At 49.0% G+C, this 18,815-nt stretch carries 18 protein-coding genes and 1 tRNA gene; 17 read left to right on the forward strand and 2 right to left on the reverse strand.

What is annotated here, in order from left to right:
* The first annotated feature begins 309 nt into the window (after positions 1-309).
* The 11 genes from ACLTOQ_RS15815 to prfB all read left to right on the forward strand — a co-directional run bounded on the left by ACLTOQ_RS15815 (position 310) and on the right by prfB (position 13,250).
* On the forward strand, positions 310-1,491 hold the full coding sequence (locus ACLTOQ_RS15815; protein WP_337562349.1) for an acetyl-CoA C-acetyltransferase: 1,182 nt from the start codon (positions 310-312) through the stop codon (positions 1,489-1,491).
* 139 nt (positions 1,492-1,630) lie between these two features.
* Entirely contained in the window at positions 1,631-2,416 is a 786-nt protein-coding gene (locus ACLTOQ_RS15820; protein WP_021914432.1) for an enoyl-CoA hydratase-related protein, read from the forward strand.
* A 48-nt stretch (positions 2,417-2,464) separates the two neighbouring features.
* The gene (locus ACLTOQ_RS15825) at positions 2,465-3,304 is read left to right on the forward strand and encodes a 3-hydroxybutyryl-CoA dehydrogenase (protein WP_021914433.1); all 840 of its coding nucleotides are present in this window, start codon (positions 2,465-2,467) and stop codon (positions 3,302-3,304) included.
* Positions 3,305-3,372: 68 nt separating this feature from the next.
* Positions 3,373-4,524, forward strand: coding sequence for an acyl-CoA dehydrogenase (locus ACLTOQ_RS15830; RefSeq protein ID WP_021914434.1), 1,152 nt, complete (start codon positions 3,373-3,375; stop codon positions 4,522-4,524).
* A 62-nt stretch (positions 4,525-4,586) separates the two neighbouring features.
* On the forward strand, positions 4,587-5,369 hold the full coding sequence (locus tag ACLTOQ_RS15835) for an electron transfer flavoprotein subunit beta/FixA family protein (RefSeq protein ID WP_412319918.1): 783 nt from the start codon (positions 4,587-4,589) through the stop codon (positions 5,367-5,369).
* Between the two features lie 28 nt (positions 5,370-5,397).
* Entirely contained in the window at positions 5,398-6,444 is a 1,047-nt protein-coding gene (locus ACLTOQ_RS15840) for an electron transfer flavoprotein subunit alpha/FixB family protein (RefSeq protein ID WP_021914436.1), read from the forward strand.
* A gap of 187 nt (positions 6,445-6,631) precedes the next feature.
* The gene (ybaK, locus tag ACLTOQ_RS15845; protein ID WP_117962111.1) at positions 6,632-7,114 is read left to right on the forward strand and encodes a Cys-tRNA(Pro) deacylase; all 483 of its coding nucleotides are present in this window, start codon (positions 6,632-6,634) and stop codon (positions 7,112-7,114) included.
* A gap of 93 nt (positions 7,115-7,207) precedes the next feature.
* Positions 7,208-8,128: a phosphate butyryltransferase gene (gene ptb / locus ACLTOQ_RS15850; protein ID WP_021914438.1), complete on the forward strand. Its 921-nt coding sequence runs from the start codon at positions 7,208-7,210 to the stop codon at positions 8,126-8,128.
* A gap of 39 nt (positions 8,129-8,167) precedes the next feature.
* A complete protein-coding gene (gene buk, locus ACLTOQ_RS15855; protein WP_021914439.1) occupies positions 8,168-9,235 on the forward strand; it encodes a butyrate kinase in 1,068 nt (355 codons plus the stop codon).
* 301 nt (positions 9,236-9,536) lie between these two features.
* Positions 9,537-12,104 carry a preprotein translocase subunit SecA gene (gene secA / locus ACLTOQ_RS15860; RefSeq protein WP_118763677.1) on the forward strand — a complete coding sequence of 856 codons (2,568 nt, stop codon included), beginning with the start codon at positions 9,537-9,539 and terminating at the stop codon, positions 12,102-12,104.
* A 21-nt stretch (positions 12,105-12,125) separates the two neighbouring features.
* Complete coding sequence (prfB, locus tag ACLTOQ_RS15865; protein WP_117962106.1) at positions 12,126-13,250, forward strand: peptide chain release factor 2; 1,125 nt, start codon at positions 12,126-12,128, stop codon at positions 13,248-13,250.
* Positions 13,251-13,319: 69 nt separating this feature from the next.
* Here prfB and ACLTOQ_RS15870 read toward each other — a convergent pair whose 3' ends face one another.
* Together ACLTOQ_RS15870 and ACLTOQ_RS15875 are read right to left on the reverse strand one after the other, a co-directional pair.
* Complete coding sequence (locus ACLTOQ_RS15870; protein ID WP_412287946.1) at positions 13,320-14,075, reverse strand: DUF975 family protein; 756 nt, start codon at positions 14,073-14,075, stop codon at positions 13,320-13,322.
* A 14-nt stretch (positions 14,076-14,089) separates the two neighbouring features.
* Positions 14,090-14,473, reverse strand: coding sequence for a hypothetical protein (locus ACLTOQ_RS15875; protein ID WP_117962092.1), 384 nt, complete (start codon positions 14,471-14,473; stop codon positions 14,090-14,092).
* 185 nt (positions 14,474-14,658) lie between these two features.
* Between ACLTOQ_RS15875 and ACLTOQ_RS15880 the strand changes: the two genes are divergently transcribed.
* From ACLTOQ_RS15880 to ACLTOQ_RS15905, 6 genes are all read left to right on the forward strand, one after another.
* Positions 14,659-14,732: transfer RNA gene (locus ACLTOQ_RS15880), tRNA-Arg, on the forward strand.
* Positions 14,733-14,935: 203 nt separating this feature from the next.
* Positions 14,936-15,532: an HD domain-containing protein gene (locus ACLTOQ_RS15885; protein ID WP_337673075.1), complete on the forward strand. Its 597-nt coding sequence runs from the start codon at positions 14,936-14,938 to the stop codon at positions 15,530-15,532.
* A gap of 215 nt (positions 15,533-15,747) precedes the next feature.
* Positions 15,748-15,873, forward strand: coding sequence for a hypothetical protein (locus ACLTOQ_RS15890; RefSeq protein ID WP_021914445.1), 126 nt, complete (start codon positions 15,748-15,750; stop codon positions 15,871-15,873).
* A 270-nt stretch (positions 15,874-16,143) separates the two neighbouring features.
* Positions 16,144-17,313 carry a THUMP domain-containing class I SAM-dependent RNA methyltransferase gene (locus tag ACLTOQ_RS15895; protein WP_412319920.1) on the forward strand — a complete coding sequence of 390 codons (1,170 nt, stop codon included), beginning with the start codon at positions 16,144-16,146 and terminating at the stop codon, positions 17,311-17,313.
* Positions 17,310-17,945: an RdgB/HAM1 family non-canonical purine NTP pyrophosphatase gene (gene rdgB / locus ACLTOQ_RS15900; protein WP_308728472.1), complete on the forward strand. Its 636-nt coding sequence runs from the start codon at positions 17,310-17,312 to the stop codon at positions 17,943-17,945. The genes ACLTOQ_RS15895 and rdgB overlap by 4 nt, the downstream gene beginning before the upstream one ends.
* A gap of 24 nt (positions 17,946-17,969) precedes the next feature.
* Positions 17,970-18,455 carry a metallophosphoesterase family protein gene (locus ACLTOQ_RS15905; RefSeq protein ID WP_021914448.1) on the forward strand — a complete coding sequence of 162 codons (486 nt, stop codon included), beginning with the start codon at positions 17,970-17,972 and terminating at the stop codon, positions 18,453-18,455.
* Positions 18,456-18,815: the final 360 nt, after the last annotated feature.

Here is an 18,815-nt window from a genome sequence, read left to right on the forward strand (position 1 = left end):
TCGGTCGAGGGCTTATCCTGACAGGTTGGGAATGGATGTAGAAGATACAAAAGAGAATTTCAGTGTTCAGTTTTGAAGGTATGAGAAAAGGAAGACAGGTGAAAAACCTGTCTTTTTTGTTATTCCAGTTCACTCGTGGAACCAAACAGGCTGCTCTGTGCCCTGCGTAAAATCCTACAGAAATGCTTACGATTAGGTATTGCCCTAAAAACACCCTTATGTTATAATATTCACAGCGGGCAATGATAAAAAATTAACAAATAAAAATAAGCCCGAAATTAGGCGATTGATTCAAATGGAGGAAAAGACATGGCTAAGAAAATTGTATTAGCAGGTGCTTGCCGTACAGCTATCGGCGTAATGGGTGGAACACTCAGCACTACACCGGCAACTGACCTGGGCGCTATCGTAATTAAAGAGGCACTGAACCGTGCAGGTGTTCCTGCTGATCAGGTAGATCAGGTATATATGGGCTGCGTAATCCAGGCAGGACAGGGACAGAACGTTGCTCGTCAGGCATCCATCAAGGCTGGTCTGCCGATCGAGACTCCTGCAGTTACGATTAACGTTGTATGTGGTTCCGGTCTGAACTGTGTCAACATGGCTGCAGAAATGATCGCTGCTGGCGATGCGGATATCGTAGTAGCAGGCGGTATGGAAAACATGTCTATGGCTCCTTACGCAGTTATGCAGGGTCGTTACGGCTACAGAATGAACGATGGCAAGCTGGTTGATACCATGGTTCATGACGCTCTGTGGGATGCGTTCAATGATTATCATATGGGTATTACTGCAGAGAACATCTGCGAAAAATGGGGTCTGACCAGAGAAGAGCTGGATAAGTTTGCTGCAGCCTCTCAGCAGAAGGCTGTAGCTGCTCAGGAATCCGGTGCTTTCGATAAGGAAATCGTTCCTGTAGAAGTTAAGAAGAAGAAAGAGACTATCGTATTTGCTAAGGATGAAGGCCCTCGTCCGGGTACCACCGCTGAAAGCATTGCAAAACTTCGCCCTGCATTCAAGAAAGACGGTATTGTAACTGCAGCGAACTCTTCCGGTATTAACGACGGCGCTGCTGCAATCGTTGTTATGAGCGAAGAAAAGGCAAAAGAGCTGGGCGTTAAGCCTATGGCTACATGGGTAGCTGGCGCTCTGGCTGGTGTTGCTCCTGAAATCATGGGTATCGGTCCTGTTGCTGCTACCAAGAAGGTTATGGCAAGAACCGGCATGAAGATCGAAGACTTCGATGTGATCGAAGCAAATGAAGCTTTCGCAGCACAGTCTGTAGCAGTACAGAAGGAGCTGGGCTTTACAGATGAGCAGTTAAACCCCAACGGCGGTGCAATCGCTCTGGGTCATCCGGTAGGTGCATCTGGCTGCCGTATTCTGGTTACTCTGCTGCATGAGATGGAAGCTAAGGATGCGAAGAAGGGTCTGGCTACTCTGTGTATCGGCGGCGGCATGGGCTGCGCTACTGTAGTAGAAAGAGACTAAGTTCATTTTCTGGGTGCAAGACACCCGTTTTCGGAGAATGCCTTCACGAACAGGACGATGGTTACCAGGATCAGGCAGCCATTCCATAATAAGAGAAGACATTCTCCAAACTATGTAAAAAAACATCAGGAGGAAGATCATGGAATTCGTATTGTATGAACAGAAAGGTCAGTACGCGATCATCACGATCAATCGTGAAAAAGCACTGAACGCCCTGAATTCTGCAGTTCTTGATGAACTGGATAAGACTCTGGACAGTGTTGATCTGGATCAGGTAAGATGTCTGATTCTGACCGGTGCAGGACAGAAATCTTTCGTAGCAGGCGCTGATATCGCTGAGATGAGCACTCTGACCAAGGCAGAGGGCGAAGCATTCGGCAAGAAGGGCAACGATGTATTCCGTAAACTGGAAACATTCCCGATCCCGGTTATCGCTGCAGTAAACGGCTTTGCACTGGGCGGCGGCTGTGAGATCTCTATGAGCTGTGATATCCGTATCTGCTCTGAGAATGCTGTATTTGGTCAGCCGGAGGTTGGTCTGGGCATCACTCCCGGATTCGGCGGCACACAGAGACTGGCTCGTCTGGTTGGTGCAGGCATGGCAAAACAGCTGATCTACACCGCACGCAATATCAAGGCTCCCGAAGCATTCCGCATCGGTCTTGTAAATGCTGTATATCCCCAGGAAGAGCTGCTTCCCGCTGCTGAGAAGATGGCTGCCGGCATCGCTAAAAATGCGCCCATCGCTGTCCGCAACTGCAAGAAAGCCATCAACGAAGGACTGCAGGTTGATATGGATCAGGCGATCGTGATCGAAGAGAAACTCTTTGGTGACTGCTTCGAGACAGAAGATCAGAAGTATGGCATGGCATTTTTCCTGGACAAAAATAAGGAAAAAGTAAAAGAGCCTTTCAAAAACTGCTAAGGCAACAACCTTTTAAGGTTTTTAATAAAAAATCAGGAGGATAACATCATGAAGGTAGGTATTATTGGCGCCGGCACAATGGGTTCCGGCATCGCACAGGCTTTCGCTCAGACCGAAGGCTATGAAGTATTTCTTTGCGATATCAACGAAGAGTTCGCTGCAAACGGCAAGAAGAAAATTGCAAAGGGCTTTGAGAAGAGAATTGCAAAAGGCAAAATGACTCAGGAAGCTGCTGACGCTGTTCTGGCTAAGATCACAACAGGCGTTAAGACCATCTGCACAGATTGCGATCTGGTTGTAGAAGCTGCTCTGGAAAACATGCAGATCAAGAAGCAGACATTCAAAGAGCTGCAGGACATCTGCAAGGCAGACTGCATCTTTGCTACCAACACATCCTCTCTGTCCATTACAGAGATCGGCGCTGGCCTGGATCGTCCGGTTATCGGCATGCACTTCTTCAATCCCGCTCCTGTTATGAAGCTGGTTGAGGTTATTGCAGGTCTGAACACTCCTGAAGAGGTTGTGGAAAAGATCAAAGCAATCTCCGTTGAGATCGGCAAGACTCCTGTACAGGTAAATGAAGCAGCTGGTTTCGTTGTAAACAGAATCCTTGTTCCGATGATCAACGAAGCAGTTGGTATCTATGCAGATGGCGTTGCAAGCGTAGAAGATATCGATACCGCTATGAAGCTGGGTGCAAACCATCCCATGGGACCTCTGGCTCTGGGCGACCTGATCGGTCTGGATATCGTACTGGCTATCATGGAAGTTCTGGAATCCGAGACTGGCGATCCGAAGTATCGTCCTCATCCCCTTCTGAGAAAGATGGTTCGCGGCGGACAGCTTGGACAGAAGACCGGCAAGGGCTTTTACGACTACACGAAATAAATAATAATAGGAGTGAGGCGGCTGCCTGATCAAGACAGCCGCAAGCTCACAAGGAGGAATATAAAATCATGGATTTTACTTTGGACAAAAAGCATGAGATGGCGAGACAGCTTTTCAGAGATTTCGCCGAGAAGGAAGTAAAGCCTCTGGCAATTGAGGTTGATGAGACCGAAGAATTCCCCAGAGTGACTGTTGACAAAATGATCAAAGCTGGTTTCATGGGTATCCCGGTACCGAAGGAATACGGCGGACAGGGCTGTGATCCTCTGACCTACGCTATGTGTGTAGAGGAGCTTTCCAAGGTTTGCGGCACCACAGGCGTTATCGTTTCTGCGCATACCTCTCTTTGCTGCGATCCGATCATGACATTCGGTACAGAAGAGCAGAAGCAGAAATTCCTGGTTCCCCTTGCAAAAGGTGAAAAGCTGGGTGCGTTCGGCTTAACGGAGCCCGGTGCTGGTACAGATGCTCAGGGTCAGCAGACCAAGGCTGTTTTAGACGGCGATGAGTGGGTATTAAACGGTTCCAAGTGCTTCATCACAAACGGTAAGGAAGCTGACGTTTACGTTATCTTCGCTGTAACCGGTGTTGTTGAAAAGCGCGGCCGCAAGATGAAAGAAATCTCTGCATTTATCGTAGAGAAAGGAACTCCCGGCTTCACATTCGGTACCAAAGAGAAGAAGATGGGTATCCGTGGTTCTTCCACATACGAACTGATCTTCCAGGATTGCCGTATCCCCAAGGAAAATCTGCTGGGTCAGCAGGGCAAGGGCTTCAACATCGCTATGCATACTCTGGATGGCGGCCGTATCGGTATCGCTTCTCAGGCTCTGGGTATTGCAGAGGGTGCTCTTGAGAGAACCGTTGCATATGTAAAAGAAAGAAAGCAGTTTGGCCGTGCGATCGGTGCATTCCAGAATACACAGTTCCAGCTGGCTGATATGGCAACCAAGGTTGAGGCTGCTCAGCTTCTGGTTTACAAGGCTGCTATGGCAAAGGCTACTCAGAAGACCTACTCCGTAGAAGCTGCAAAGGCAAAATTGTACGCTGCAGAAGTTGCTATGGAAGTTACCACCAAGGCTGTACAGCTGCACGGCGGCTATGGTTACACCAGAGAGTACGAAGTAGAACGTATGATGCGCGATGCGAAGATCACTGAGATCTACGAAGGTACCAGCGAAGTTCAGAGAATGGTTATCTCCGGCGCTCTGCTGAAATAATCCATACAAAGTAAAGAACTTTGCAGGCAATAGACAAATTAAAATAAGGAGTGAATCATACAATGAAAATCGTTGTTTGTATCAAACAGGTACCCGATACCAAGGGCGGCGTTAAGTTCAATCCCGACGGCACTCTTGACAGAAGTGCCATGATGGCAATTATGAATCCCGATGACAAGGCTGGTCTGGAAGCAGCGCTTCGCTTAAAAGATCAGTATGGCGCAGAAGTTACCGTTCTGACCATGGGTCTTCCCAAGGCAGAAGAAGTTCTGCGTGAGGCTCTGGCTATGGGCGCAGACAAGGGCATTCTGGTAACAGACAGAGTCCTGGGCGGCGCTGATACATGGGCTACTTCCCAGACAATTGCAGGTGCACTGCGTAATCTGGAGTATGATCTGATCATTACCGGACGTCAGGCAATCGACGGCGATACCGCACAGGTTGGTCCTCAGATTTCTGAGCATCTGGATATTCCGGTTATCAGCTACGCTCAGAACTTAAAGGTTGAAGGCGATTCCATAATCGTTGAGCGTCAGTACGATGACAGATATCACGTTCTGAAAGCAAAAATGCCCTGCCTGGTTACTGCACTGGCAGAGTTAAACGAGCCCCGTTACATGACTCCCGGCGGAATCTTCGATGCTTATGATGCAGAGATCACCGTTTGGGGCAGAAAAGACTTAAAGGATGTGGATGATTCCAACCTTGGTCTGAAGGGATCTCCGACCCAGATCGCAAAGGCATCTGATAAGGTTCGTAAGGGCGCAGGCGAAAAGGTTGCTCTTGATCCGGCAGAGTCTGTTGACTATATTATGGACAAGTTACTGACCAAACATGTAATTTAACAAATTATAGAAAAGCGTGGTGAATGAGATGAACTTAGAAGAATATAAAGGCGTATTTGTCTTTGCACAGCAGGTAGACAACAAGTTAAACGGTATTGCACTGGAGCTGGTGGGTAAAGGAAAAGATCTGGCAAAGGATCTTGGCACAGAAGTAACTGCAGTTTTAATCGGTAGCGACGTTATGAGTCTTACCAAAGAGCTGGCTGAGTACGGCGCAGACAGAATCATCGTTGTAGATGATCCTGAATTAAAAGAGTACAGAACCGAGCCTTATGCACATGCACTGGCTGAGGTTATCAAGAAGTACAAACCCGAAATCATGCTGGTTGGCGCAACAGCAATCGGCCGTGACTTAGGTCCCCGTGTATCCGCAAGAATCCACACTGGTCTGACCGCAGACTGCACACAGCTGGAAATCGGCGATTTCCCGATCAACCCGATCCCGGGCAGAGAACAGCTGCACAACCAGCTGCTGATGACTCGTCCTGCATTCGGCGGCAACACAATCGCTACCATCGCTTGTCCGAACTTCCGTCCTCAGATGGCTACCGTTCGTCCTGGCGTTATGCAGAAGGCTGAGCGTGTGGAAGGCGCACAGGCTGTTATCGAAGAGTTCAATCCTGGATTCGTTCCCAACAACAAATATGTTGAGATCCTGGATATCGTAAAGGCTGTATCTGACGTAGAAGATATCATGGACGCTAAGATCCTGGTATCCGGCGGCCGTGGTGTAGGCAGCGCAGAGAACTTCAAACTGCTGGATGATCTGGCAGAAGCTCTTGGCGGTACCGTAAGCTGCTCCCGTGCAGTTGTAGATGCTGGCTGGAAGTCCAAAGACCTGCAGGTTGGACAGACCGGTAAGACCGTTCGTCCTCATGTATACTTTGCAATCGGTATCTCCGGTGCAATTCAGCACCTGGCTGGTATGGAAGAGTCTGACATCATCATTGCAATCAACAAAGATGAGACAGCTCCGATCTTCGACGTTGCTGACTACGGCATCGTTGGCGATCTGAACAAGATCCTGCCTGCTCTGACCGAGAAGATCAAAGAAGCAAAGGCTGCAAAGAACTAAATTGTATATAGAATGTATACAGGAAAGACCCGTCGATGAGGCGGGTCTTTTTTCGTGGCGGCAAGGTGACCGCTGTTGCCCATAACGGGGAGGCAAAGCAGTGCCAAAATGCGATCATGTATGCCGCAGGCTTGTATCCTATCCCCGAATTTGATATACTTGTCGCTGGAAAGGGATGACAGAATATATGGCGAAAGAAAAAGAAATCAAAACAAACGCGATGCGGATTCTGGATCGGATGAAGATTCCGTATACCCATTATACCTACGAATGCGACGAATTTATCGACGGCATGCAGATCGTGGAAAAGCTGAACTTAAAACCGGAGCAGGTCTATAAGACGCTGGTAACGCAGGGACACAGCAAGGCCTATTTTGTCTTTGTGATCCCGGTGGCAGAGGAGCTGGATTTGAAGAAAGCGGCAAAAGCGGTCGGAGAGAAATCTCTGGAGATGATCCATGTAAAGGATATCAACCAGATCACCGGCTATATTCGCGGCGGCTGTACGGCAGTCGGCATGAAAAAACAGTATAAAACGGTAATCGATGCCAGTGCTCAGACATTGCAGACAATGATCGTCAGCGGCGGACGGATCGGATCGCAGATCGAACTGACTCCGGAGGACCTTGCAAAGGCAGCAAATGCGGTATTTGCGGAGATTATCGCTTGACCCGCAAGTGGGTAAGTGTTATTATTTTGGATGGTGAAGTGCGTGTTTTGTGGACGCGCACAGGTTTCAGAAGAAAAAATGAGGTGTAGAAAGATGAGTGCAAATTTTGAAGAACTGATCTCCAAGGTCAAAGAGTACGGCAAAAAGAAAGTATCTGTTGCTGTAGCAGAAGATGCTCCGATTCTGGAAGCTGTAGAAGAAGCAAGAAAACAGGGCTTTGCAGATGCTATCCTGGTTGGTGATGAAGCAAAGATTCGCGAGATCGCTGCAGGTTTAAATATCGACCTGACTCCTTACGAAATCATCAACGAGCCGGATCACTGGCAGGCTGCTTTAAAGGCAGTTAAGCTGGCACATGACGGCGTTGCTGACATGTATATGAAAGGTCTGATCGATACCAAATCTTTCTTAAAGAGCATTCTGGACAAGGAAGTTGGTCTGCGCACCGGCAAACCGCTGTCCCACGTATGCTGTTTTGAAGTAAAAGGCATTAAGCAGCTGTTGTTCCTGACAGACGTTGCATTTATGACATATCCTACCCTGGAAGATAAGGTACATATCATTGAAAATACCGTAGAGGTTGTACATGCATGCGGTATTGAGTGTCCGAAGGTTGCTCCTCTGGCAGCAGTTGAGGTTGTAAACCCCAAGATGCCTGTTACCGTTGAAGCTGCTGAGCTGACCAAGATGAACGAAGAAGGCAAGATCACAGGCTGTATCGTAGATGGCCCTCTGTCTATGGATCTGGCAATTGATCCGGAAGCTGCAAAGCATAAGGGCGCTACTGACCGTAAGATCCAAGGCGATGCAGATATCCTGCTGTTCCCTGATATCCACGCCGGCAACCTGGTATACAAGACTCTGGTACACACTGCAGAGGTAAAGAACGGATGTATCCTCACCGGTACTCAGGTTCCCGCAATCCTGACCAGCCGTTCCGATACCTTCCAGACCAAGGTAAATTCCATCGCTCTGGCAGCGGTTGTAGCAGAAGGCTTAAAGAAAAACAAATAATTTCGCAGCATAACTGGAAGCTGCAAAAAGGAGACAGATATGGCAATCAAGAGTCTGATTATCAATCCCGGTTCCACCTCCACCAAGATCGGTGTATTCGAGGATGAGAACCTGTTATTTGAAGAAACACTGCGTCATTCCACAGAAGAGATTGCACAGTATGCGTCCATTATCGACCAGAAGGATTTCAGAAAGAACATTATCCTGGACTTCCTGAAGGCAAAGGATTTCGATGTTAAGAGTTTCGATATGATCGTAGGTCGCGGCGGTCTGTTAAAGCCTATCCCGGGCGGCACATATACCGTAAGCGATGAGCTGCTTGCAGACCTGAAAAAGGGTGTACAGGGTCAGCATGCTTCTAACTTAGGCGGTATCCTTGCACGGGAAATCGGTGATGAGATCGGTGTTCCTTCTTATATCGTAGATCCTGTCGTTGTGGATGAGCTGGAGCCTGTTGCGCGCCTTTCCGGTATGCCTGAGCTTCCCAGAAGAAGTATTTTCCATGCGCTGAACCAGAAGGCTGTTGCAAGAAGATATGCAAAAGAGCACGGCGTAAAATACGAAGATCTGAACCTGATCGTAATCCACCTGGGCGGCGGCGTTTCTGTTGGTGCGCACAGCCAGGGCAAGGTTGTAGATGTAAACAACATCCTGGACGGTGAGGGTGCATTCTCTCCGGAGAGAGCAGGTACCGTTCCGGTTGGCGATCTGGTTAAAATGTGCTATTCCGGTAAATATACGGAGAAGGAAGTTTATAAAAAGATCTGCGGAAACGGCGGCTTAAATGCTTATCTGCACACCAACGATTTCCGTGATATGCAGAAGATGGCAGAAGAGGGTGACGAATATGCCGCTCTGGTAAGAGATGCCTTCTTCTATCAGATCTCCAAGGATGCTGGTGCAATGGCAGCAGTATTAAATGGTAAGGTTGATCAGATCATTCTGACCGGCGGTATTGCATATGCACCTGTTACCAGGAAGATGCTGGAAGAAAAGCTTGGCTGGATCGCTCCGTTCACTGTATATCCCGGTGAGGACGAGCTGCTGGCTCTGGCACAGGGTGGTCTGCGCGTTATCCGTGGAGAAGAAGCTGCAAAAGAATATTAAGCTGATACAGAACATTCCTGCGATCTTCTAAAAGGCAGCAGGAAAGGATCAAAAGATACTGCGGAGGTCAAAAAAGGCTTCCGCAGTTTTTTTGCGGGTCACAAAGTCGGGAATCATATATTAAGAATTTGTGAAAAAACTGTAACAACCTGTTGCCAAAGGGGCGCGCGCCTTGCATTTTCGGGCTTAATCTGTTAAAATAACCTTTAGTTTTTTAGTTATCGTGGCAAAGAGGGCTCTTTTTGCCCTGTTTTGGCAGGAGTAAGGCGTCCGGCGGGCGCATTTGAATGGAGAATAACGGATGAATGTCATTGAAAAAGTTTTTGGTACACACAGCGAAAGAGAGTTAAAGCGAATCCTTCCGATCGTGGATAAAATTGAGTCTCTGCGTGACGACATGATGGCGCTGACGGATGAACAGCTGAAAGATAAGACGAAAGAATATAAAACACGTCTGGCACAGGGCGAGACCTTAGACGACCTTTTGCCGGAAGCGTATGCAACGGTTCGGGAAGCGGGACGTCGTGTCCTGAACATGGAGCATTTCCGCGTACAGTTGATCGGCGGTATTATCCTGCATCAGGGACGTATCGCAGAAATGAAAACCGGTGAAGGTAAGACGCTGGTATCCACGCTTCCCGCTTACTTAAACGCGCTGGAGGGTAAGGGTGTACACGTTGTAACGGTCAATGATTACCTGGCAGCCCGTGACGCAGAGTGGATGGGAGCGATTCATGAATTTCTGGGCTTAAAGGTCGGCATTGTATTAAACAGCATGAAGCCGGAAGAGCGGAAGGCAGCATATGCCTGCGATATTACTTATGTCACCAATAACGAGCTGGGCTTTGATTATCTGCGTGACAACATGGCGATTTACAAGGAGCAGCTGGTACTGCGTGATCTGCACTATGCCATTATCGATGAAGTGGACTCTGTCCTGATCGATGAAGCGAGAACTCCTCTGATCATTTCCGGACAGAGCGGAAAGTCTACCAGCCTGTACGAAGCCTGTGACATTTTGGCAAGACAGTTAAAACGCGGCGATGACGTTGGCGAGTTTTCCAAGATGGATGCGATCATGGGCATCGAGCAGGAAGAAAACGGCGATTTCGTTGTAAATGAAAAGGATAAGGTTGTAAACCTGACTGCAGAGGGTATCGAAAAGGTTGAGAAATTCTTCCATATCGAAAACCTTGCGGATCCCGAAAATCTCGAGATTCAGAACAATATCATCCTCGCCCTGCGTGCGCACAACCTGATGCACCGCGATAAGGACTACGTGGTAAAAGAGGATCAGGTTCTGATTGTCGATGAATTTACCGGACGTATCATGCCCGGACGCCGCTATTCCGACGGTCTGCATCAGGCAATTGAAGCAAAAGAGCACGTTAAGGTTAAAAGAGAAAGCAAGACGCTGGCAACCATCACGTTCCAGAACTTCTTTAATAAATTTGAAAAAAAATCCGGCATGACCGGTACCGCTCTGACAGAGGAAAAGGAATTTAGAGATATTTACGGAATGGACGTTGTGGAGATTCCTACCAATCGCCCGGTTATCCGAAAAGACCTGCACGATGCGGTTTACAAGACAAAGAAAGAAAAGCTTAACGCCATCGTGGAAGCGGTCAAGGAAGCACATGCAAAGGGACAGCCGGTTCTGGTAGGTACGATTACGATCGAAGCATCCGAACAGCTTTCCGGCATGCTGCGCCGGGAAGGCATTCAGCATAAGGTGCTGAATGCAAAGTTCCACGAGCTGGAAGCGGAAATTGTTGCAGACGCCGGTATTCACGGTGCGGTTACCATTGCAACCAACATGGCAGGCCGTGGTACGGATATCAAGCTGGATGAAGAAGCAAAGGCAGCAGGCGGTCTGAAAATCATCGGTACCGAGCGTCATGAATCCCGCCGTATCGACAATCAGCTGCGCGGTCGTTCCGGTCGTCAGGGAGACCCCGGTGAATCCAGATTCTATATTTCCCTGGAAGACGATCTGATGAGACTGTTCGGTTCCGAGAAGATGATCAGCATGTTCAATGCGCTGGGCATTCCGGAAGGTCAGGAAATCGAGCACAAGATGCTTTCCAAGGCGATTGAAAACGCACAGAAGAAGATCGAGGGCAACAACTTCGGTATCCGTAAAAATTTGTTGGAATACGATCAGGTCAACAACGAGCAGCGTGAAATCATCTATGCGGAGCGTCGCCGCGTTCTGGACGGAGAGAGCATGCGCGATGTGATCTACAAGATGATTACTGATATCGTAGACAATACGGTGGATATGGTCATCGGCGAAGAAAACGATTCCGAAGAATGGAACCTGGCGGAGTTAAATTCTCTGCTGCTTCCGATCATTCCGCTTGAGCCGATCACAAAGGAACGGATTTCCAAGCCGAAAAAGGACAGCTTAAAGCAGCAGCTCAAGGAAGAAGCCGTTCGTTTCTATGAAACAAAAGAAGCAGAGTTCCCTGAACCCGAAATGATCCGTGAGGCAGAGCGAGTTGTTCTGTTAAAGGTTATCGACAGAAAGTGGATGAACCACATCGACGATATGGATCAGCTGCGTCAGGGTATCGGCCTGCAGGCCTATGGACAGAGAGATCCGCTTGTAGAATACAAGATGAATGCCTATGAGATGTTTGAAAATATGACAGAGAGCATTAAGGAGGATACGATCCGCGTGCTCTGCCATATCCGCATCGAGCAGAAGGTAGAAAGAGAACAGGTAGCAAAGGTGACCGGCACCAATAAGGACGAGAGCGGTCCGAGACGGCCTGCAAAGCGGGAAAGCGTCAAGATTTACCCGAACGATCCCTGTCCTTGCGGCAGCGGTAAGAAATACAAAAACTGCTGCGGAAAGAACCGGTAAAGGTGGACGAATATTATGGCAATGGTAGAATTAGATCAGATGAAGTTCGAGCTGCAAAGCTACGAAAATACCCTTCATGAAGTGAAGGATTCCCTGGATTTGGAAGGAAAAAAGAAGCGCATCGAAGAGCTGGAGATGGAAATGGAAGCACCCGGCTTCTGGGACGATCCGGATTCCTCCAACCGCAAGATGAAAGAGCTCAAAAATTTAAAGGATACTGCGGAGCTGTGCAATAAGCTGGAAACGCAGTATTCCGATATCGAAACCCTGATTGAGATGGGGCACGAGGAAGAGGATCCGGATATGGTAGAAGAAATCCGGGGCGAATTGGATGAGTTTATCGAAGAGCTGGATGAGCTGCGTATCAGCACGCTGCTGTCCGGCGAATATGATAAGGATAATGCGATCTTAAAGCTCAATGCGGGCGCAGGCGGCACAGAGAGCTGCGACTGGTGCGGCATGCTGTACCGTATGTATACCAGATGGGCGGAGAAAAAGGGCTTTTCCGTGGAAGTTCTGGACTATCTGGACGGCGAAGAAGCGGGCATCAAGTCCGTTACCTTCCAGGTAAACGGCGAGAACGCTTACGGCTATCTGAAATCGGAAAAAGGCGTACACCGTCTTGTCCGGATTTCCCCCTTCAACGCCCAGGGAAAGCGCCAGACCTCCTTCGTATCTCTGGATGTTATGCCGGATATCGAAGAAGATCTGGATATTGAGATCAACCCGGAGGATCTGCGCATTGATACCTACCGAAGCAGCGGTGCAGGCGGTCAGCATATCAACAAAACCTCTTCTGCGATCCGTATCACGCATCTGCCGACAGGTATCGTGGTACAGTGTCAGAATGAGCGTTCTCAGTTCCAGAACAAGGATAAGGCGATGCAGATGTTGAAGGCGAAGCTGTATCTGTTAAAGCAGGAAGAAAACGCCGAGAAGCTTTCTGACATCCGTGGCGAGATCAAGGATATCGCATGGGGCAACCAGATCCGTTCCTATGTCCTGCAGCCTTATAAGCTGGTGAAGGACCTTCGGACAAATCAGGAGGTTGCAAATGCAGACGGCGTACTGGACGGCGGCCTCGATCCCTTCATCAACGCATATCTGAAGTGGATCAACACAAAGGATAAAGCGACGGAAGAATAAAAAGAGTATAAAGAAACCGGACACCGACTCCCGGCTGAGCAATCAGTCAGGAAGTAGGTGTCCGGTTTTTTACGCTTCAGCGCTTTTTAACGATACCAGCTCAAGATAGAAGTAGGCATAGGTTTGCTTCTGATAAGGATACACATACAGCAGTCCGATGCCGCAGGTTAAGAACCCGCCCATTAGCCAGGGCAGGAAGCTTACCATCAGGAGGAAATACTGCCATTTGTGGCCTTTCATGAGCCTCCTGGAGCGTTTTAAGCATTCCTTTGCACTCAGCTCGGGAAAGTCCAGCATGATGAAGAAAACCTGGGAATACAGCGTTTTTACATACAGCACAAAGGGCAGGAAAACGATGCTGATCCCTGCTGCAGCATAGAGATAAACCATATTCACGCGACCGGATTGCAGGTACAGGCTGAAAAGAAGCGACGGCACGATTTCCGGGATACATAACAGCAGGGACAAAACGAGCTGAATCTGGATGGCCTTTAACGGCTCATGCCAAAAGCCAGAGAAAATGCCGCCCGCATAGACCGGCTGATGGCAGGAATTGCTCAGAAACAGTCCTGTGATGCCGACCTGGAAAATCCCAAAGAAAACACTGATGGCAAAGGTGACGGCATAATACAAAATTGTACCAAAGGGCGGATGCACCTGAATCAATCCGGAGGGAGCCGTGATAATATACTGCAAAATAGCGAGAGAAAGAAAGGCGCTGGAGAGCGGCATATAATGTCCAAGCAGGGATGCGCGCGCTTTTCCCTTCAGGACAGACCTCTTTAACGGGGAGGCTGTGCCGGTGGTTGTAGTCTGATCATTCATTTGTAGGTTACCTCTCAGTCATGTAAGCTTTCGGGAAGTTCGATCCCGTATTCGTTCAGAATCTCGTCAAAGGTCAGACCGGTCATTTGCTCGTAGGTGTCATTGACCATTGTCCAATACTGCTGTTTTGCATCGGAGTTGGAAAAGACAATAAAAAAAGAAAACCCACCGACAGCAATATTGATGAGGAGTGCACTGCAGGCGACGATGACACCTGCGAGGGCGTGATTGGACATGGAGGTGTTCCCTCGGGACAACAGCCCAAACATGATGGACAGGATCGCGAGAAAGATCGGAATGACAATTGTCATCGTAAGGGTGCTGGCGAGCGCAGCGATGGCGAGAACCAGCGAAAACGTCGCAAAGCCGTTGCGCTTTGGCTGAGGTTTCAATTCCATAATATAGTCTCCGTTCTGGGAAAAATGCAGTCGATGAAATGCCTGCACTTTCCGCGTTCTTTTAAGATATTCTAACATTTTTTATGGTAAGATTCAAGTTTTTGAAAAAAAGTGTTGACAATTCGAGGAAAAGAAGGTAAAATAATTTTTGTTGTGAGGGACACGAAGTCCTGAACAAGAAAAATGTGCGCGTAGCTCAGCTGGATAGAGCGTCTGACTACGGATCAGAAGGTCGGGAGTTCGAATCTTCTCGCGCACGCGACTGGAACCGGAATGTGAAAGCATTCCGGTTTTTTATCGTATAAGAAACTTTTTTCTATACGATAAAAAGGCTCCGCTAGGATGCGCACTCGGAGCAAGGGTAGATGATTGTCGAAGCAACCGCGCCTCGGCGCGAGAATGTGCGGAACACATTCTGGTTTTCACAAAAACTGTCCATGACAGGAAGTGAGGGAGAAGCTTATGATTCCATCGAGAGAAAAAGCAGAACAACTGCTGCAGGAGGGACTGCAGAAAAATCCCGGACCGTGGGGCGACCACTCCAAAACGGCGGCGCATTGCGCGGAAAAAATTGCAGCCGCGTGTGGTGACCTTGATCCGGAAAAAGCGTATGTGCTGGGACTTTTGCACGACATCGGGCGGACATTTGGCGTGAGACATTTAGGACACGTTTCGGACGGCTATTCTTATATGAAGAAGATCGGCTGCGACGAGGTGGCGAAGGTGTGCCTGACGCATTCCTTTGCGACGCAGACGCTGGAGGAATATATCGGAAAATGTGACGTTTCGGAGGACGAGTTGTCCCTGATCCGGACAGAGTTGGAAAAATCGGTTTACGATGATTACGACCGGTTGGTTCAGCTGTGCGACAGTATTGCCGGAGCGGAGGGCGTGCTTGACATAGAAGAGCGGATGTTGGACGTCAAAAGGCGTTATGGCTTCTATCCGCAGGAAAAATGGGACGCGCATATCGGACTGCGGCGGTATTTCGAAGAGAAAATGGGGCGGGATGTTTACGAGGTCTGCGAAAAGGAAACCTATGATCCGAAAAAGTGCTGAGCGGACGACAGCCGTGGGGAAAAATTCCCCGACCGGGGATAAAAATTTTTTTCAGGAGAATCTGTGTGTATAATTTACCCGCAGGGTGCTGATACTAGTGTCTGTAAACGCAGGAGAGACAGTGATGGCAGCAGGGATGGACAGCCTTTCTTGCGCGACAAATATCATCTGCCGCATTTTATGGAAAACAAAAGCGGCGAAAACAGGAGGGCACTATGGCCAAGAACGATTACACACAGAAACAGACCAACAAGAATAATTCTGAAAATACTCAGAAGAACCAGAGCAAGAACAGCACCAAGGAAAGCACTTCTGACTGCAAGGACAAGAACAATCAGTAAGTGAGCCTTTGAAGGCTGTGATGCAGACGAAAAGAGAAGCCGGTGCAGAACGGATGAAAATCCGGGAGCGCCGGCTCCTTTTTGGGTGGAAAGAAATTTCGGCGCGTTTTCCTTGACAGTCCACAGAAAATGCCCGTACAATAAAAAGAACGAGAAATCAAAGAAAAGGTGCCGGGGCAAGGATGCCTGCGCGTAAATGTCGAGGCAAAGCTGCCGTGGTATAAATGCCGGAGTAATGCTGCCCGTGCACCGATAGAAATGGAAGAAAAAATGAGAAAAATGGAATTGATTGCACCGTGTCATTTCGGTCTGGAGGCGGTTCTTCGACGGGAAATCACGGATCTTGGATATGAAATCAGCGAAGTGGAGGACGGCAGAATTACGTTTCTCGGCGACGAGGAAGCGGTCTGCCGTGCCAATATTTTTCTGCGGACGGCGGAGCGTGTGCTGATCAAGGTCGGCAGCTTTCATGCGGAGACCTTTGAAGAGCTGTTTCAGGGCACGAAAGCGCTGGAATGGGAAAGCTACATCCCGGCGGACGGAAAATTTTGGGTGGCAAAGGCTGCCAGTGTAAAGAGCAAGCTGTTCAGCCCGTCGGATATTCAGTCTATCATGAAAAAAGCGATGGTAGAACGTTTGAAAGGTGTATACAAGGTCAGCTGGTTTCCGGAGACCGGAGCACCGTTCCCGGTACGGGTTTTTCTGAAAAAAGATGAAGTGACTGTGGGATTGGATACGACCGGGGAATCCTTACATAAAAGAGGCTATCGCAAGCTGACAGCAAAAGCTCCGATCGCGGAGAATCTTGCGGCGGCTTTGATTATGCTGACGCCCTGGAAAGCGGATCGGATTTTGGTAGACCCGTTCTGCGGAAGCGGCACGATCCCTATCGAAGCAGCGATGATGGCGGCGAATATGGCGCCCGGCATGAACCGGGAGTTCACCGCGGAAGAGTGGGGACATTTTATTGACCGCAAATGTTGGTATCGCGCATCGGACGAAGCGCAGGATCTGGTCGATCTGGATGTAAAGACGGATATTCAGGGTTACGATATTGATGCTGAAATGGTTAATATTGCACGGGAAAATGCAAAACTCGCAGGCGTGGATCATCTGATCCATTTTCAGCGCAGACCGGTTGCAGAGCTTTCCCATCCGAAAAAATACGGCTTCCTGATTACGAATCCGCCCTACGGTGAACGTCTGGAGGATAAAAAGGACCTTCCGGCGCTGTACCGGACGCTTGGCGAACGCTATGCACAGCTGGATGACTGGTCGATGTATCTGATTACTTCTTATGAAAATGCACAGCAGGACATCGGGCGCAAGGCGGACAAGAATCGCAAAATCTACAACGGTATGATGAAGACCTATTTTTATCAGTATCAGGGGGCAAAACCGCCGAAGAGAGCAAAGCAGGAAGGGCAGGCAAAAAGATGAAGCAGATCATTTTTGCAACGGGAAATGCAGGGAAAATGAAAGAAATCCGGGAGATTCTGGACGGAACCGGATGGAACGTGCTGTCGTTAAAGGACGCGGGCATCGACACGGAAATCGAAGAAAACGGCACAACCTTTGAAGAAAACGCAAAGATCAAGGCAGAGGGCATCCGAAACTGGTGTCTGGAAAACGGGATTCCGGGCTGCAGCAGGATTTCGGCGAAAGAAATTATTGTGCTTGCGGATGATTCCGGACTGGAAATCGACTGGCTGGGCGGAGAGCCGGGCATTTATTCTGCGCGCTATATGGGGCATGAAACCTCTTACCGTGAAAAAAACGCCAACCTCATCAGCCGTCTGGACGGCGTCCCGAAAGAAAAGCGCACAGCACGTTTTGTCTGTGCTATTGCAGCAGCCCTGTCGGACGGAAACAGTCTTGTGACGCGAGGAACGATCGAGGGCTATATCGGCTGGGAAGAGTGCGGCAGCAACGGATTTGGATATGACCCGATTTTTTATCTGTACGAAAATGATAAATCCACGGCGGAGCTTTCCGCGGAGGAAAAAAATGCGATCAGTCACCGGGGAAAGGCGCTGCGTCAGATGAAAAAGATGTTGGAAGAGCAGAAATAGGGCGGTGCCGGATGGAGAAAACAGATGAAGATACTGATCGTCAGTGATACACACAGAAGAGACGGGAACCTGACCCAGGTGCTCGATATGGTTGGACAGATCGATCTTTTGATCCACTGCGGGGACGTGGAGGGGAGTGAAGCGTTTATCAAAAGCATCGCAGGCTGTCCGGTGCATATGGTAGCGGGAAACAACGACTTTTTTACGGATCTTGCACAGGAAGAGGAATTTGAGATCGGCAAATATAGGGTCTGGCTGACCCATGGACATCATTATTATGTGTCGGTTGGGACAGAAGCGATTCTGGAAGAAGCGGAGAGCCGGGGCGTCGATATCGTGATGTTTGGACATACGCACCGCCCGTTGATTTTTACAGATCCGCAGACGAACGTGACGGCAATCAACCCGGGCAGCATTTCCTACCCACGGCAGGAGGGCAGACGACCGTCCTATGTCCTGATGGAGCTGGATCGGGAGGGCAATGCCCATTATCATCTGAGCTATTTGTAAGAGGCCGAGGCACAGCGCCATTCGCAATACAATAGAATGCACGCTCCGCGAACATTCTATTGTCATGAATCGCCTCTGCGAGGCTTTCCGCTGCTTCGCAGCTCCCTTTTGCTCATAGAGCGGCGCTCCGCTCCCTTCGTAGCTTCCCGTGCACAGATCCTCATGCAAGCATGGAATCTGTGCTCAGTAAGCTACGAGTGAACTGTTGAAAAAATAAAAATAAAAAATTTAAAAAAGTTGTTGACATATTGGAACTCTTTCTATATAATGAATCTTGCGTCACGGATAAGGCCTTTTAGTTAAGCGACGGGGTGTGGCTCAGCTTGGCTAGAGCGCCTGGTTTGGGACCAGGAGGTCGCA

Origin of the sequence: Gallintestinimicrobium sp. (assembly GCF_046968865.1) — a bacterium.
In the GTDB taxonomy this organism is placed as follows: Bacteria; Bacillota; Clostridia; order Lachnospirales; family Lachnospiraceae; genus Gallintestinimicrobium; species Gallintestinimicrobium propionicum.